This is a genomic window from Umezawaea sp. Da 62-37, assembly GCF_032460545.1.
Taxonomy (GTDB): domain Bacteria; phylum Actinomycetota; class Actinomycetes; order Mycobacteriales; family Pseudonocardiaceae; genus Umezawaea.
Map to the genome: position 1 here is coordinate 10155800 of NZ_CP135965.1, position 16504 is coordinate 10172303.

The following is a 16504-nucleotide window of genomic DNA, read 5'->3' on the forward strand; positions in this document are numbered from 1 at the left end:
CGAACGCACCCGGACCGCGCGCGGTCCGGGTGCGTTCGTCGTCGGTGGTCCTGGGGATGAGTGGCCGGTGGGGGCTCGCGGATCGCCGCACGGCGGGGCGCTCGACGCGAGCGGGGTGTGCGGACCACGGCCTGGGCGCGGAATTCCCAAGCCGTTCGACGCCTCCGCTGATCAGACCTCGGTGAGCAGCCCCAGCGAGCACAGCGAGCCCGCCAGCATGAGCATGTCGTAGCGGGTGTCCTCGAGGTCGGTCTCCCACAGCGCGGACAGGACGGCGCTGGCGTGGTCGATGTCGCCGTTGTGCTGCTTGAGCGCGATCCACATGGCCGCGGCGGCGGGCTCGCACTCGACCTGGCGGTTCGTGGCGCGGCAGCTCAACCGGAGATGCCCGTTGGGGAGCATCCGCTGCGTGACACCGGGAACGGTCTGGATGGCCATCATGACTACCTCCGGGAGCGAGTTGCTTTCCTTGATGTGCTCAGTTTCCCGCACCGGGACCCTCCGGGCCATGGGGACGGCACCTGAACGCGGACTGGGGTTTACCCACCCCCGACGCGTCCGGATTCGGGGGTTGCGCCGACGCCCCACTCGTGCAGGCGGGCGGCGACGCTGGTCAACACGCCGTCGAGCTGGGAGTTGAGGTAGAAGTGGCCACCGGGGAACACCTCCACGACGCAGCCGCCGTCGGTGTGCGAGCGCCAGGCGTCCGCCTCGGCGAGGTCGGTGACGGGGTCGGCGTCGCCCACCAGCACGTGGATCGGGCACTCCAGCTCGCGCCCAGGGCGGTGCCGGTAGGTCTCGACGGCGGTGTAGTCGCCGCGGATCGCGGGCAGCACCATGCGCAGCAGTTCGTCGTCGCCCAGCACGGCGCTGTCGGTGCCGCTGAGCTCCCTGATGGCGGCGATCAGGCCGTCGTCGTCGCGCCGGTGGACGTACTCGATCCGCTGCGCGGACGGCGCCCGGCAGGCGGAGGCGAACAGGCCCAGCGGTCGCGTGCCCCGCGCTTCGAGCCTGCGGGCCACCTCGTAGCCCAGCGTGGCGCCCATGCTGTGGCCGAACAGCGCCACCGGCCGGTCGAACCACGGGCCGAGGTCGTCGACGATCGCGTCGGCCATGGCGTCGACGTCGTCGAGGCAGCGTTCGCCGCGCCGGTCCTGGCGGCCGGGGTACTGGACGGCGACGACGTCGGCGTCCAGTCCGGTGTCCGAGGCCGCGCGCGAGAACGGGAAGTAGGCGGTCGCCGACCCGCCGGCGTGCGGCAGGCACACCAGTCGCACGGCGGCGTCGCGGGTCGTGTGGAAGTGCCGGATCCACCGGCTCGATCTTTCGTTCACGGCAGTCACAGTTCACGGAGTCTTCGGGGCTTTCCCCGCTGCGGCAACCCCTAGTGGGGTGTGGCGAATTCACTTGGACGGGTGACTTTAGGTTGCGGTTGGCCCCGCTTAGGGACTTGCTGCAACTGTCGGCAGCGCAGGAAGACAACCACCTGCTTCGAGGAGTTCGCGATGGGCGTGATCTGGGGGCAGAACCGCCGGGACAACCCTCAGGGGGCCTTGGCTTTTCTGGAGGGCCTGCTGATCGAATGCGATGCCGGGATGGGGGAGGCGGTACTGGTCGGCGGGGGACCGGCCAGCGGGAAGACGCACCTGCAGCACCAGGTCGTGATGCGTGCCAAGGAGTTGGGCATCCTGACGCTCACGGCCACCGGTGCCGCCGACGAGCGGAACGTGGACGGCGGGGTGATCGACCAGCTGCTGGCGAACCCCCTGCTGTCGCCCGCGCTGTCCGAGGCGCTGCTCGTCGACGACGTCGACGAGCGGATCGCCGGGCTGTGCAGCGCGGTGCACCGGCTGGCCCGCGAACGCGCGGTGCTGGTGGCCGTCGACGACCTCCACCACGTGGACGAGACCTCGGCGCGGCTGCTGCTGCGCCTGCAGCGGCGCGCGTCTTCCGCGGCGCTCCTGCTGATCCTGAACCACGCCGACGATTCCTACGCGGGGCTGCCGTTCACCTCGCAGCCGCACCGGCACGTGGAGCTGACCCCGTTGTCGGTCAAGGCGATCGCGGAGCTGGTGCGCGCGGAGGGGGACGGGCTGCCCGAGCGGATCCACGAGCTGAGCGCCGGAAACCCCTTGCTGGTCAACGCGTTGATAGACGCCCACCGCGGCAGTGTGGACGCGAACTCGGCGTACTCCGAGGCGGTGCAGCGGCTGCTGCACTGCTACGGCTCGCCGCTGCGCGAGGTGGCGACCGCCATCGCGGTGCTGGACAGCGACGTCACCACCGACGCGCTGGCCATCGTCGCCGGTGTAGACCTGCTGGACGCCGAGGCGTCCGCCGGGCTGCTCGCCGACACGGGACTGGTCGCGGGCGTCCGGTTCCGGCCGTCGACGGCGGCCGCGGTGGTGGGCGGGCTGCGCGGGCCCGAGAAGGTCCGGCTGCACGCGCGGGCCGCCGAGGTGAAGCACGCGCACGGGTTGCCGCCCGTCGACGTCGCCCGGCACCTGGTCGCGGCGGGCGAGGCGGAGGCCGCGTGGGCGCTGCCGGTGCTGGTCGCCGCGGCGGAGCAGGTGATGCTCGACGACGACATCGACTTCGCCACCCGGTGCCTGAAGCTCGCCGCCTCGATCTCGACGGCGCGGTGGGAGCAGCAGACGATCTCCCAACTGCTCGCCAAGATCACCTGGCGGGTCAACCCGGCCGCCGCCGCGCCGCACCTGAAGTCGTTGCGCGAAGCGGGATCGCTGGACCAGTCCGACCGGATCGGGCTGGCGCGGCAGTCGTTGTGGCTCGGTGACCGGGACACCTTCGAGCGCGCGTTCACCGCGCTCGAACACGACGTCGAACCGCTCGACCCGCACACCGCGGCGGAACTCACCCTCGCTGGCTACTGGCACCACGGCGTCTCGGCGGCGACGGTCCAGACGGGCGATCCTTGGCTGCGCACGGCGAACTCGTTGGCCGCGGTGTGGCGCACGGGCGCCACCAAGACCACTTCGGCGTGCGCGGAAAGGATCCTGCAGAACTGCAGGCTCTCGGACACCTCCCTGGAAGCGCTTGCCACGGCGATCCTCGCACTGGCCTACGACGACAAGGCCGATCGCGCGGAGGGCTGGCGCGCCTCGCTCAGCGAGGAGGCCGAGTACCGGGGCGCGATCACGTGGAAGGCGATGCTCGACGCGATCGGCGCGAGCCTGCTGCTGCGCCGGGGCGACGTCGTGGGCGCCGTGATCCTCGCGAGCCGGACGCTGAACCTGCTGGACGCGCCGAACTGGGGCGTCGCGATCTGCTACCCGCTCGCCACGCTGGTGTCCGCGCACACCGCGGCCGGGGCGTTCAAGGAAGCGGCGGCGGTGCTGCGGCACCCGCTGCCGGAAGCGGCGTTGACGACCCTGGGGGGCGTCCGGTACCTGCGGGCGCGCGGCCACTTCCACCTGGCGACCAACCGCGGGCTCGCGGCCGTGAGCGATCTCCAGCAGTGCAGGCGGATCCTGCGCGAGCGGGACCTGGACCTGCCGACCATCGCGCCGTGGCGGACCGACCTCGCTGAGGCGAACCTCGGGCTGGGCAACGCGCCGCTCGCCGTCGAACTGGCCAACCAGCAGCTCGCCTGCGCGAGCCCGGCCGACGCCTACTCGCGCGGGTCCGCTCTGCGGGTGCTGGCGCTCGCGGGCGACCCGGCGGATCGGCTGAGCCTGCTGAACCGGTCGGCGGACGCCTTCAAGTCGTCCGGCGACCGACTGGAGCTGGCGAAGACGGCGCAGGCGATCAACCAGCTGGGCCAGCGCGTGGAACGCGCCCCGAGCCCGGTGCGGCCTGCGCAGGTGCTGCGCCAGGTGCGGCAGGTCTCCCGGTCGGTCGTCGCCCAGCCCGTCGCGCGCCCGGAACCTGCTTCGTCGTCCGTGCTGAGCTACGCGGAGCTGAGGGTGGTCGAACTGGCGGTGGACGGCTGCACCAACCGGCAGATCGCGGAAACGCTGTACATCACGGTGAGCACGGTGGAACAGCACCTGACTCGCGTGTACCGCAAGCTCGGCGTCGCGGGCCGCGCCGCGCTGGCGGGCGAGTTCGCCGACATCGAGGCAGGCAGTGAAGGGAGATCTGTCCGTGCTGCTCAATGAACTGGAGCTTCGGGTCGCCGAACTCGCCGCGCACTCCACGGGGGTCGAGGCGATCGCGGCGGCGCTGGGCCTCCTGCCGGACGAGGCCGCCCGGCACCTGGAGGCGGTCTACCGCAAACTCGGCCCGCCACGGGGGTAGCGCGCCGGTGGGACGTGCGTCGATGATCTCGGGAAGTGGAAGGCCTCCGGGGTCGGCGTGGATCGCGAGATCCGCACCGGCCCCGGAGGCCTTTGTGCCCCACCGCGGCGCTCTGGCGACCGCGCCCCTCGGCGGCGGGTCAGGAGCCGCCCCGGTCCGCGACGACCGCTTCGATGATGTCGTCCAGCGTGCGGGTCGGAGCGAAGCCGATCTGCTCGAACGCGCGGGTGCAGTCGGGAATGCGGCGGTGCATGTCCTCGTAGCCGTCGCCGTAGGCCTCCTCGTACGGCACCTTCGCGATGGTGCTCGACGAACCCGTCGCGGAGATCACCCGCTCGGCGAGCTGGGCGATGGTCGTCTGCTCGGTGCTGCCGAGGTTGAAGACCTTGCCGTAGGCGGTCTCGTCGGACAGCAGCGCCACCAGCGCGGGCACGACGTCGTGGACGTGGCAGAAGCAGCGCGTCTGCTGGCCGTCGCCGAACACCGTGATCGGCTCGCCCGCCAGCGCCTGCGTGACGAAGCGCGGGATGACCATGCCGTAGCGACCGGTCTGGCGGGGGCCGACCGTGTTGAACGGCCGGACGATCACCGTGCGCAGGCCGTGCTCGACCGCGTACAGGTAGGCGAACGTCTCGTCCAGCGCCTTGGCCTCGGCGTAGGACCACCGGTTCTTCAGCGGCGAGCCGATGATCCGGTCGGCCTCCTCGGTGAGGCCGTTGGCGGTGTTCTTGCCGTAGATCTCGCTGGTGGACGCCACCAGGATCGGCACGTCGTGCCGCAGCGCGGCGTCCAGCAGGTTCTCCGTGCCGTGCAGGTTGGTGCGAAGGCTTTCCAGCGTCTTGTCGAGGATGGTGAAGACGCCGACCGCGGCCGCGAGGTGGAAGACCGCCTCGACGCCCGCCATGCACGATTCGACCGCCGCCGGATCGGTCACCGAGCCGCGCACGAAGCGGAAGCCGGGGTTGTCCCGGTAGTCGGCGAGGTTGTCGAGCGTGCCGGTGCTGAGGTTGTCGAGCGCGACGACCTCGTGGCCGCGCTCCAGCAGGTGCCCGGTCAGGTGGGAGCCGATGAACCCGGCGCCGCCGGTGATCAGATAACGCACGTCGGAAGTCCTCTCAGTTCGTGAACAGCGCGGGGTTGAAGCGGTAGGTGGCGTCGATGACGATCGCGCACCGCGAGAGCCAGTCGTAGTTGTGGCCGGGCTGGACGGTGTGGATCAGCGCGACGTCCCAGTCGCCGCCGTTCGGCTCGACGACGCTGTCCAGCGAGCCGCCCTTGACGCGGATGTTCGGCACCAGCGGGTCGCAGTAGTCGACCTTCGCGCCCTTCACCGCCAGCAGGTCGATGATGTCCAGGGCGGACGAGGACCGGACGTCCTGGACGCCGGGCTTGTACGTCACGCCGACCACCAGCACGCGGGCGCCCGCCATGCCCTTCCCGTTGCGGGACAGCGTGTTCACCACTCGCTCGACGACCTGCTTCGGTCGCTCCGCGATGGCGTGCATGGCCTGGGTGACGAGCGGCGCGTTGCTCCGCGTCGCGCGGAGCTGCCAGAGCAGGTAGTGCGGGTCGCACGGGATGCAGTGGCCGCCGACGCCGGGACCGGGGTGGAAGGCCATGAAGCCGTAGGGCTTGCTCGCCGCCGCCTCGATCACCTCGATGGGGTCGATCGAGAAGCCCTCGCTGATCTCCGCGAACTCGTTGGCCAGCGCGATGTTCACCGCGCGGAAGGTGTTCTCGTACAACTTGGTCAGTTCGGCCACCTCCGCCGAGCTGACGCAGTAGACCTGCGGGGTCAGCAGGTTGATCACGCGCTGCGCCATCGCGGTGCAGGTCGGGGTCACACCGCCCAGGACGCGCGGGGTCTCCTGCTGCGTGTGCTTGGAGTTGCCGGGGTCGATGCGCTCGGGGCTGGACGCGATGAAGATGTCGCGGCCGACCTTGAACCCCTTGGCGGTCAACGGCTTCACCAGCATCCGGCCGGCGGTGCCGACGTAGCTGGTGGAGGTGAGGATCAGCGTCTGGCCCGCACGGGCGTGTTCGACCAGCGCCCCGCAGGCGCTCTCCAGCGGGCCGAGGTCGGGCATCAGGTACTCGTCCAGCCCGGTCGGCACGCACACCAGCACCGCGTCGGCCTCGGCCATCCGCGCCGAGTCCGCGGTGAGCTGGAAGTCCTCCTGGTGCACGGCCTTCTCCAGTCGGCGGTGGTCGGCCTCGATCAGGTCGACCTCCCCGGAGCGGATCGCGTCCAGGCGGTTCTGCGACAGGTCTATGCCGATCACCTGGACGCCGCTCTCGTGCAGTCCGAGCGCGGTCGGGAGGCCGACGTAACCCATCCCGATGACCGCGACGGACGTCAACTCGTTCAGCTGGGCCAGGATCTCGTATTCAGCGACAGTACTGGTCATTCCGTTCACCCGTCTCTAGGTGCGGCAGGAAGTGGTCTGGGGCGAGGTCAGTGCACGATCCGGACGATCTCGAACGCTTCGGCGAGGCCGGCGGAGATCTGCGAACCGCGGTATTCGGCCAGGGCTCGGACACCCCGTTCGCTGCGCGGGTTGGGCCAGGGCTCGAGTTCCTTGCCGTACGCGCGCAGCGCTTCGATCTTGCGCTCGACGTGCGACTCGTCGAGGCGCTGCCAGCAGTTAGGGCGGAAGGTGACCGGCAGCCCGGACGCCTCGCCCACGTCGGTGGCCGAGCGGATCTCGAAGGTCCGCACCTCCAGCACGCTGCCCTTGCCGGGCCTGCCCGCCACCCGTGCGGCCCGGCTGACCAGCGCGTGGTCGGTGCTCAGGTCGCACATGCTCGTGGTGAGGATCGTGTCGGGCTCGAAGTCCCGGACCTCGTTCTCCACGACCCGGTTGAGCTCGAGGTGGCCGATGGTGTCGAGGCGGTTGTCCCCGAACTCGTTGATCCGCACCCGTTCGATGCCCAGCGTCTTCGCGGCCAGCTCGATCGCGTCGGTGCGGTTGACGACCCCGGCGCCGTTCGGCGACCGCGAGCCGTCGTCGTTGGTCAGGACGCAGAGCGAGATCACCACGCCCTCGTCGGCGAGCCGGGCGATGGTGCCGCCCGCGCCCAGCGTCTCGTCGTCGCCGTGGGCTCCCACGACCAGCAGCTTGTGCATTTTCCTACGCATACCGGATCCCCAGCCTTAGTCCTGTGGGTGGGCCATTTCCCGAACCGGCCGTCGCCGATCGAGGTGGCGAGCGCGGCATCACGAGCCGGGAGGTCTGCCGAAAACCTGTCATCCGCGGATCGGCTCCGACAACCCCTAAAGACCGTCTAAAGCGGACCTTGGTCGGGGTGCGAACCCGGTGCGTGGGGGCGGTGGCGACCGCACGGGCAGGCCATGGCGTCGTTGTGGAGCGAGACCTCGCTGTTAATCCACCATTGGACGTTTAGGGGTCGGGAAGCCGTTCCCGTCCACGAGCGGCCGCGGCTCGTCCGACCGCGCCGCACCCCGTGGACGACTTGTCGAAGGTTAGGGGCGCAATCCCGTCGCCCGGATCTTAGGGGTGGGTGGGCCCGCGGCGCGCTCGTATCGTCACGTGCATTGCTGTGGGGGCACGAGATCCCCCTTTCCAGTGCAGGCGACGTGGAAGGAAAGAGGACTCGTGGGCAACTCCGAGGACAAGCTGGTCGGTGCGCTCCGTGCCTCCCTCAAGGAGAGCGAACGGCTGCGGGAGAAGAACCGGCGGCTGACCGAAGCCGCGCGAGAGCCGATCGCGATCATCGGCATGGCCTGCCGGTTCCCCGGTGGAGCCACGACCCCCGAGGAGTTCTGGCGGCTGCTGGACGGGGGAGTCGACGCGATCGGGGAGTTCCCCGGCAACCGCGGCTGGGACCTGGAGCGGCTCTACGACTCGACCGGTGAACGTCCGGGGTCGAGCTACGTCAGGGAAGGCGGTTTCCTCCACGACGCCTTGGACTTCGACGCCGACCTGTTCGGCATCAGCCCGCGCGAGGCACTGCTCATGGACCCGCAGCAACGGCTCCTGCTGGAAACGTCGTGGGAGGCCTTCGAGCGCGCGGGTATCGCGCCGCACTCGGTGAAGGGCAGCGCCACCGGCGTGTTCGCCGGGACGATGTACCACAACTACCAGGGCAGCTACGGGTCCTCCGGGGTCATCTCCGGCAGGCTCGCCTACACCTTCGGCCTGGAAGGGCCCGCGGTCACCGTCGACACCGCGTGCTCCTCCTCGCTGGTCGCGCTGCACATGGCGGTGCAGGCGCTGCGCGGCGGCGAGTGCTCGCTCGCGCTCGCGGGCGGTGTCTCGGTGATGTCGACGCCGCGCACGTTCGTCGAGTTCAGCCTCGACGGCACGCTCTCCCGCAGCGCCCGCTGCCGCCCGTTCGCCGACTCCGCCGACGGCACCGGCTGGTCGGAGGGCTGCGGGATGCTGCTGGTGGAAAGGCTTTCAGACGCCCGCCGCAACGGCCACCCCGTGCTCGCGGTCGTCCGCGGCACCGCGATCAACCAGGACGGCGCGTCCAACGGCATGACCGCGCCCAACGGCCCCGCCCAGCAGCGCGTGATCCGCCAGGCGCTCGCCAACGCCCGTCTCACCCCCGACGAGGTCGACGTCGTCGAGGCGCACGGCACCGCGACCAAGCTCGGCGACCCGATCGAGGCGCACGCGCTGCTCGCGACCTACGGCCAGGGCCGGGCCGAGAACTCCCCGCTGTGGCTGGGTTCGGTCAAGTCCAACGTCGGCCACACCCAGGCCGCGTCCGGGATCGCCGGGGTGCTGAAGATCGTGCTGTCGCTGAACAACGGCGTGATGCCGCGGACGCTGCACGTCGACCAGCCGACCCGGCAGGTCGACTGGGGCGTCGGGCAGGTCGAGCTGCTCACCGAGCGGCGGACGTGGGAGCGCAACGGCCACCCGCGGCGCGGCGCGGTCTCGTGCTTCGGCCTGAGCGGCACCAACGCGCACGTCATCCTCGAAGAGGCCCCGGAACCCGACGCCGCCGGAGGAACACCGCGTGACACCGCCGCGGTCCCGTTCGTGCTGTCCGGCCGGACGCCGCAGGCGTTGCGGGCGCAGGCCGCGCGGTTGGCCGACCACCTCGCCGAAAACCCCCTGGAGCCGCTCGACGTCGCCCGCACGCTGGCCGCCGGGCGGACGCACCTCGACCACCGCGCGGCCGTCGTGGGGCGCGACCGCACCGAACTGCTCGCCGCGCTGCGCGGGTTCGCGGACGGCGAGCCGGGCGCGCTGACCGGCCTCGCCCGCGGCGAGACGAGCACCGCGTTCCTGTTCTCCGGCCAGGGTTCCCAGCGTTCCGGCATGGGCCGGGAGTTGGCCGCCGCGTACCCGCGCTTCGCCCAGGCGTACGCCGACGCCTGCGCCGAGTTGGACAAGCACCTGGACCGCCCGATCCTCGAGGTGATCCACGACGACGAGGAAGCCCTGTCCCGGACCGGGAACACGCAAGCGGCCCTGTTCGCCTTCGAGGTCGCGCTGTTCCGGCTCGTCGAGTCGTGGGGCCTGGTCCCCGACGCGGTGTGCGGCCACTCCATCGGCGAACTGGCGGCGGCGCACTGCGCGGGCGTGTTCTCCCTCGCCGACGCCGCCGAGCTGGTCGCCGCCCGCGGCCGCCTGATGCAGGCGCTGCCCGCCGGGGGCGCGATGGTCGCCGTCGAGGGCACGGCCGACGAGGTCGCCGCCCACGACCCGCGGGGAACGGTCGACATCGCCGCCGTCAACGGTCCGCGCTCCGTGGTCCTCTCCGGTGACGAGGCCTCCGTGCTCGCGGTGGCCGCGAAGTTCACCGACGCCGGACGGCGCACGACCCGGCTGCGGGTCTCGCACGCCTTCCACTCGCGCCTGATGGAGCCGATGATCGCGGAGTTCCGCGCCGTGGCCCGGTCCATCACCTACTCGCGGCCCGAACTGACCGTCGTCTCCGGTGTCACCGGCGGGGAGGTCGGCGCCGAGCTGACCGACCCCGAGCACTGGGTGCGCAACGTCCGGCAGCCGGTCCGGTTCGCCGACGCCGTGCGCGCGCTGGCCGACCAGGGCGTCAACCGGTTCCTGGAGCTGGGCCCGGACGCGCCGCTGACCGCCGCGGTCCCGCAGTCCGTCGACGGCACCGCGGTCGTCGTGGCGGCACAGCGCCGGGACGTCCCGGAGGACGTCGCGCTCGCCACCGCGCTCGCGGCCCTGCACGTGCGGGGGGTGGTGCCGGACTGGTCCGCGCACTTCGCCGCCCGCGGCGCGAACCGGGTGGACCTGCCGACCTACGCCTTCCAGCACCAGCGGTTCTGGCTGGAGTTGTCGTCGGAGTCCGGTGACCTCACCGCCATCGGCCTCGACCCGGTCGACCACCCGCTGCTCGGCGCGGCCACCCTGCTGGCCGACGCCGACGGGGTGGTGCTGTCCGGCCGGATCTCCGCCACCACCCACCCGTGGCTGAACGACCACGTGATCGGCGGCGCGGTCCTGCTGCCCGGCACCGCTTTCGTCGAACTCGCCGTCCGGGCGGGCGACGAGGTGGGCTGCGGCCGCGTCCGGGACCTGACGCTGCACGCCCCGCTGGTGCTCCCGGCGAAGGGCGCCGCCCGCATCCAGGTGCGCGTCGGCACGCCCGCCGCCGACGGGTCCCGCCCGATCAGCGTCCACTCGCGACCGGACGACCTCACCGCCACGGGTGGCTGGGCCCGGCACGCGGACGGCACGCTCGCGCCCGCCACGGCCGGTGTCGCGTTCGACCTCGGCGCCTGGCCGCCCGCCGGTGCCGAGGTGGTCGACATCGACGGCATGTACGAGGTGCTGGCCGAGCACGGCATGGCTTACGGTCCGATGTTCCAGGGCCTGCGCGCGGTCTGGCGCTCGGGTGACGACGTCTACGCCGAGGTCGCCCTGCCCGAGCAGGACAGGCTCGGCGCCGAGGCGTTCGGCCTGCACCCCGCGGTCTTCGACGCGACCCTGCACGCCATCGGGCTCAGCGGCGCCGCGGGGGAGGGCACCGTGCTGCCGTACTCCTGGTCCGACGTCGAACTGCTGGCCGCAGGCGCGTCCTCGCTGCGGGTGCACCTCCGCCCGATCGGGGAGCAGGCCGTCGAGCTGCGGCTGGCCGACTCGACGGGGGCGCCGGTCGCCAGGGTCGGCTCGCTGGCACTGCGCCGGATCAGCGAGGAGCAGCTCGCCGCTGCCCGCGCGGTTCCCGGCGGCACCGACTCCCTCTACCGGATCGACTGGGTCCCGGCCACGCTGCCGGACGTCACCGGGACTCCCGACCTCGTCGTGCACGAGGTCGCACCGGGAACGGACGCGATCGCGGCGAGGCAGGCCGTCCACAGCGCGCTGTCCGCGGTGCGGTCCTGGCTCTCCGAAGCCGGGTCCGGCCACCTGCTCGTCGTGACCCGCGACGACCTGGCCGGGGCCGCCGTGGCCGGGCTCGTCCGCTCCGCCGCGGTCGAGAACCCCGGCCGGATCATCCTCGTCGAGGGCGCCGCGACGCCCGCGCAACTCGCCGCGATCTCCGCCGCCGACGAGTCCTCGGTCCGCATCACCGCCGGCGGGGTGTCCGTGCCGCGGCTGGTCAAGGCGGTACCGGAACCCGCCGAGGCGCCCGACTGGGGCACCGTGCTGATCTCGGGTGGCACCGGCGCGCTGGGCAAGCTCATCGCCAAGCACCTCGTGCGGCAGCACGGCGTCAAGGACCTCGTGATCGCGAGTCGCCGTGGACCCAAGGCCGACGGCGCCGCCGAACTCGTGGCCGAACTGGCGGAACTGGGCGCGAAGGCGACCGTCGTGGCCGTCGACCTCGCCAACCGGGCGAAGGTCAAGGCGCTGCTGAAGAAGCACCCGGTGAACGCGGTCGTCCACGCGGCCGGTGTGCTCGACGACGGTGTCCTCACCTCGATGACGCCCGAGCGCGTCGACGCCGTCTTCGACCCGAAGGCACTGGCGGCCTGGCACCTGCACGAGCTGGCGGGCGACCTCACCGCGTTCGTCGCGTTCTCCTCGGCAGCAGGTGTGCTTGGTGCTCCGGGCCAGGCGAACTACGCCGCCGCCAACGCGTTCCTGGACGCCCTCACCGCGGTGCGCCGCGCCGAGGGCAAGCCCGCGCACTCGCTGGCGTGGGGCATGTGGGAGTCGACGGCGGGCATGGCCGGGGAAACCCACGGCAAGCGCGGCCTCGGCGCCTTCGGCGTGGAAGAGGGCCTGGCGCTGTTCGACACCGCGGTCGGCGCGGCGGGCGACGTGTACGTCCCGATCAAGCTCGACCTGCCCGCGTGGCGCACCGCCGACGGCGTTCCCGACCTGCTGCGCGGCCTCGTCCCCGCGGCGCGGCGCACGGTGTCCGACCGCGAGGGCGGCGTGGACTCGTTGCTGGGCAGACTGGTCCGGCTGCCCGCGGACAAGCGCCTCGACCACCTGCGCGACCTGGTGGTCCAGCACGCGGCCGCGGTGCTCGGCCACGGTTCGTCCGACCTGCTCGACGTCGACCGCGCGTTCAAGGACCTCGGGTTCGACTCCCTGACTGCGGTCGAGCTGCGCAACGCGCTCAACGAGGCCACCGGCCTGAGCCTGACCGCGACGCTCGTCTTCGACCACCCGACCGCGGGTGACCTCGCGGCGCACCTGCACGAGTCGCTGCTGGGCGAGATCGGCGACGCGGGGGAGCCCGAGGAGGTCTTCGCGACCGCGGGCGCCGACGAGCCGATCGCGATCGTCGGCATGGCCTGCCGGTTCCCCGGAGGCGTCGGCACCCCGGACGACCTGTGGCGGCTGGTCGCCGAGGGCGGCGACGGGATCGGGGACTTCCCCGAGGACCGCGCCTGGGACATGGACCACTGGCTGCCGCAGGTCGCGCCGGACGGCGGCACGCCGCAGGGCGGGTTCGTCCGCGACGCCACCGATTTCGACGCCGCGTTCTTCGGCATCAGCCCCAACGAGGCCGTGATGATGGATCCCCAGCAGCGGATCCTGCTCGAGTCCTCCTGGACGGCTCTGCAGAGCGCCGGGGTGGACCCGTTGTCGCTCAAGGGGAGCACCACCGGCGTGTTCGTCGGCGTGATGCAGACCGACTACGACCCCGGTGACGCGCTCGCGCAGGGCGGCGGCATCTACCGCGGTTCGGGCGCGCTGAGCAGCGTGGTCTCCGGCCGCGTCGCCTACGTGTTCGGCCTCGAGGGCCCGGCGGTGTCGGTGGACACGGCGTGCTCATCCTCACTGGTCGCGCTGCACCAGGCCGGGCAGGCGCTGCGGAGCGGGGACTGCTCGCTGGCGCTGGTCGCCGGGGTGTCCGCGCTCGTCTCGCCCGCGCCGTTCGCGCAGTTCGTGGACGGCGCGGTGGCCCGCGACGGCCGTTGCAAGCCCTACTCGGCCGCGGCCGACGGCTTCGGCTGGGGCGAGGGCGTCGGCGTCCTGGTGGTGGAGCGGCTTTCCGACGCGCGCCGCCACGGCCACGACGTGCTGGCGGTCGTCAAGTCCAGCGCCATCAACGCCGATGGCGCGTCCAACGGCCTCACCGCGCCGAGCGGGTCCGCCCAGGAGCGGCTGATCCGCCGGGCACTGGCCACCGCCGGCCTGGAACCGTCCGAAGTGGACGCCGTCGAGGGCCACGGGTCCAGCACCCCGCTGGGCGACCGGATCGAGACGTCGGCGCTGCTGGCCACCTACGGCAAGGAGCGGTCCGTCGACCAGCCGCTGTGGCTCGGGTCGGTGAAGTCCAACATCGGCCACACCCAGGCCGCGGCCGGCATCGCGGGAGTGATCAAGATGGTGCAGGCGATGCGCCACGGCGTGCTGCCCGCCACGCTGCACGTCACCGAGCCGACCGCCGACGTGGACTGGGCGGCGGGCACGGTCCGGCTGCTCGACCGGGCGCGGCCGTGGCCCGAGGTCGCGCGTCCGCGCCGGGCGGCGGTGTCGGCGTTCGGCTACAGCGGCACCAACGCGCACGTGATCCTGGAGCAGGCGCCGGTCGTCGAGGTCCCGACGAGCGAGCCGGTCGAGGACCGCGGCGGCGTGCTGCCGCCGCTCGTGCTCTCGGCCAGGACCGCCGCCGCCCTGCCGGACCAGGCACGTGCCCTGCTCGCGCACCTGGACGGCGAACAGGACCTGCTGGACGTCGCCTACTCGCTGGCGAGGCACCGCCCGCTGTTCGGCCACCGGGCCGCGATCGTCGGAGCCGACCTCGACGAGGTGCGCGCCGCGCTGTCCACTTTGGAGGGTGCGGACACGGGACGCGCGCGTTCGGTTGGCACCACGGCGTTCCTGCTCCCCGGCGAGGAGGCTCGGCGGCCGGGGATGGGCGCCGGGCTTCACGCCGACTTCCCGGTCTTCGCCAGGGAGTTCGACCGCGTGGCGAACGGGTTCGACGACCACCTCGGCCGCTCGCTGCGCGAGGTGATGTTCGCCGAGGCCGGGTCGGTCACCGCGCAGCTGCTCGACCGGACCGAGTTCGGCCAGGCCGCGGTGTTCACCACCGGGGTCGCGCTGGCCCGCCTGCTGGAAGGGTGGGGCCAGCGGCCCGACGTGCTGGTGGGTCACTCCGTCGGCGAGATCGCCGCCGCGCACCTGGCCGGGGTGCTGTCCCTGGAGGACGCCGTGGAACTGGTCGCCCACCGCGGCCAGCTGATGGCCGAGGTGCCCGCCGGTGAGGCGCTCGACGACGACCTGCTGGACGAGCTGGCCGACATCGCGAAGGGGCTCACCTACGGCGAACCGCGCGTTCCCGTCATGTCCACCGTGACCGGTGGCCCGGCCGATCTCCGCGACCCGGCGCACTGGGTGGCCCACTGCCGCGGGACCGGGCGGTTGGCGGACGCCGTCCGGGCGACCGGGGCGACGCGGCTCGTGGACCTGGGCACGGGCGTCGAGCACGAGGACGACGCCGTCCTCGTGCGGGTGCGGCCCGAGACGCGCTCCGTGCTGCTGGCCGCCGGCCGGTTGCACGTGCTGGGCGCGGGGATCGACGTGACGCGCATGTTCGCCGGTCGCACGGCGAAGATCGTGCCGCTGCCGGACTACGCCTTCCACCGCACCCGCTACTGGCCCGCGGTCGACATGGAGGCCCGCCATGCCGTCGGCGACCACGAACTGCCCTCCCCGCGGTCCGCGGTCACCGAGGAGACCGCGCCGGTTCCCCTTGAGCTGACCGGGGAGGGGCTGCTGCGGTTCGTCCTCGCGGAAGCGGCGGGCCTGCTCGGCTACGCCGACGCGGACCAGATCGACCCGGAGGCGCACTTCCTGGAGTTCGGCTTCGACTCGCTGACGGCCGTGAAGCTGCGGAACCGGATCGCGAGCGCGGCCGGGGTCGCGCTGGGCGCCTCGGTGGTGTTCGAGCACCGGACCCCGACAGGGCTGGCGGCGCACCTGCTGGGCCTGCTGACCGGCACGGCTCCGGCCGCGCCCGCCGGGGACCCGGTGAAGGAGCTGTTCTTCGAGGCGGTCCGCGGTGGCCGGGTCGAGGGCGGCATCGCGCTGCTGAGCGCGGCGGCGGACCTGCGGCCGAAGTTCGGCGGTCTGGCCGACCTCGGCGCGGCACCGCGTCCGCTGGCGCTGGCCGACGGTCCGGACGGCCCGCGACTGCTGGCCGTGCCGCCACCCGCGGCGATGGGCGGGGAGTACCAGTACGCGAAGCTCGCGGCCCGGTTCCGCGGCAAGCGCGGGCTCTCCGCGCTGCCGATGCCGGGATTCCACGCGGGCGAGCGGCTGCCCGCAGACCTCGACGCGCTGCTGGAGGTGCTGGAGGAGAGCGTCCGGCTGGGTGCGGGCGACGCGCCGTTCGCGTTGCTCGGCTACTCCTCCGGCGGCGTGCTGGCCTACGCGCTGGCGGCGCGGCTGGAGAAGTCCGGCCTCGCCCCGGCGGCCGTCGTGCTGCTGGACAGCTACGAGATGGACGGCGGCGGCGACGCGACCGCGGGCACGGTGGCGGACATGGCGACGGGCATGCTCGAACGCGAGGAGCAGTACGGCCCGTTCGACCGCGACAAGCTGACCGCGATGGCGTGCTACCTCGGTCTGCTGGAGTCGGCCGTGCTGGGCGAGGTGGCCGCGACGACGGTGCTGGTCCAGCCCGAACACCGCTTCACCACCGGATCTTCTCCCAGTGGCGCGGGCGAGGACCCGTCGACGTGGCGCACGACCTGGCACCGGGCCGACGCGGTCATCACGGTGCCGGGTGACCACTTCAGCCTCGTCGACACCGACGCCGAGACCACGGCGAAGGCCGTGGACACCTGGCTCGGCGCACTTTCCTGATCCCCTCCGCCAGGGCGGCG

At 72.5% G+C, this 16504-nt stretch carries 7 protein-coding genes and 1 pseudogene; 3 read left to right on the forward strand and 5 right to left on the reverse strand.

The window, feature by feature from the left end; all coding sequences use genetic code 11:
• Positions 1–171: 171 nt before the first annotated feature.
• Together RM788_RS45800 and RM788_RS45805 are read right to left on the reverse strand one after the other, a co-directional pair.
• Positions 172–510: a hypothetical protein gene (locus RM788_RS45800; RefSeq protein WP_315927069.1), complete on the reverse strand. Its 339-nt coding sequence runs from the start codon at positions 508–510 to the stop codon at positions 172–174.
• A gap of 29 nt (positions 511–539) precedes the next feature.
• Positions 540–1334, reverse strand: coding sequence for a thioesterase II family protein (locus RM788_RS45805; RefSeq protein WP_315927071.1), 795 nt, complete (start codon positions 1332–1334; stop codon positions 540–542).
• 171 nt (positions 1335–1505) lie between these two features.
• On the opposite strand from RM788_RS45805, the gene RM788_RS45810 reads away from it, so the two are divergent.
• Positions 1506–4121 (forward strand): helix-turn-helix transcriptional regulator, encoded by a 2616-nt coding sequence (locus RM788_RS45810; RefSeq protein WP_315927073.1) that lies wholly within the window; start codon positions 1506–1508, stop codon positions 4119–4121.
• Complete coding sequence (locus tag RM788_RS45815) at positions 4108–4260, forward strand: hypothetical protein (RefSeq protein ID WP_315927074.1); 153 nt, start codon at positions 4108–4110, stop codon at positions 4258–4260. Before RM788_RS45810 ends, RM788_RS45815 begins: the two co-directional genes overlap by 14 nt.
• A gap of 139 nt (positions 4261–4399) precedes the next feature.
• Here RM788_RS45815 and RM788_RS45820 read toward each other — a convergent pair whose 3' ends face one another.
• Genes RM788_RS45820 through RM788_RS45830 form a run of 3 tightly spaced genes read right to left on the reverse strand, consistent with a single transcriptional unit; the run spans position 4400 to position 7399 of the window.
• Positions 4400–5362 (reverse strand): NAD-dependent epimerase/dehydratase family protein, encoded by a 963-nt coding sequence (locus RM788_RS45820; RefSeq protein ID WP_315927076.1) that lies wholly within the window; start codon positions 5360–5362, stop codon positions 4400–4402.
• 13 nt (positions 5363–5375) lie between these two features.
• On the reverse strand, positions 5376–6668 hold the full coding sequence (locus tag RM788_RS45825; RefSeq protein WP_315927078.1) for a nucleotide sugar dehydrogenase: 1293 nt from the start codon (positions 6666–6668) through the stop codon (positions 5376–5378).
• A 47-nt stretch (positions 6669–6715) separates the two neighbouring features.
• The gene (locus RM788_RS45830) at positions 6716–7399 is read right to left on the reverse strand and encodes a PIG-L deacetylase family protein (RefSeq protein WP_315927080.1); all 684 of its coding nucleotides are present in this window, start codon (positions 7397–7399) and stop codon (positions 6716–6718) included.
• A 478-nt stretch (positions 7400–7877) separates the two neighbouring features.
• Between RM788_RS45830 and RM788_RS45835 the strand changes: the two are divergent.
• Positions 7878–16484, forward strand: a pseudogene (locus tag RM788_RS45835) (SDR family NAD(P)-dependent oxidoreductase); the annotation flags it as partial.
• Between the last annotated feature and the right edge of the window lie 20 nt (positions 16485–16504).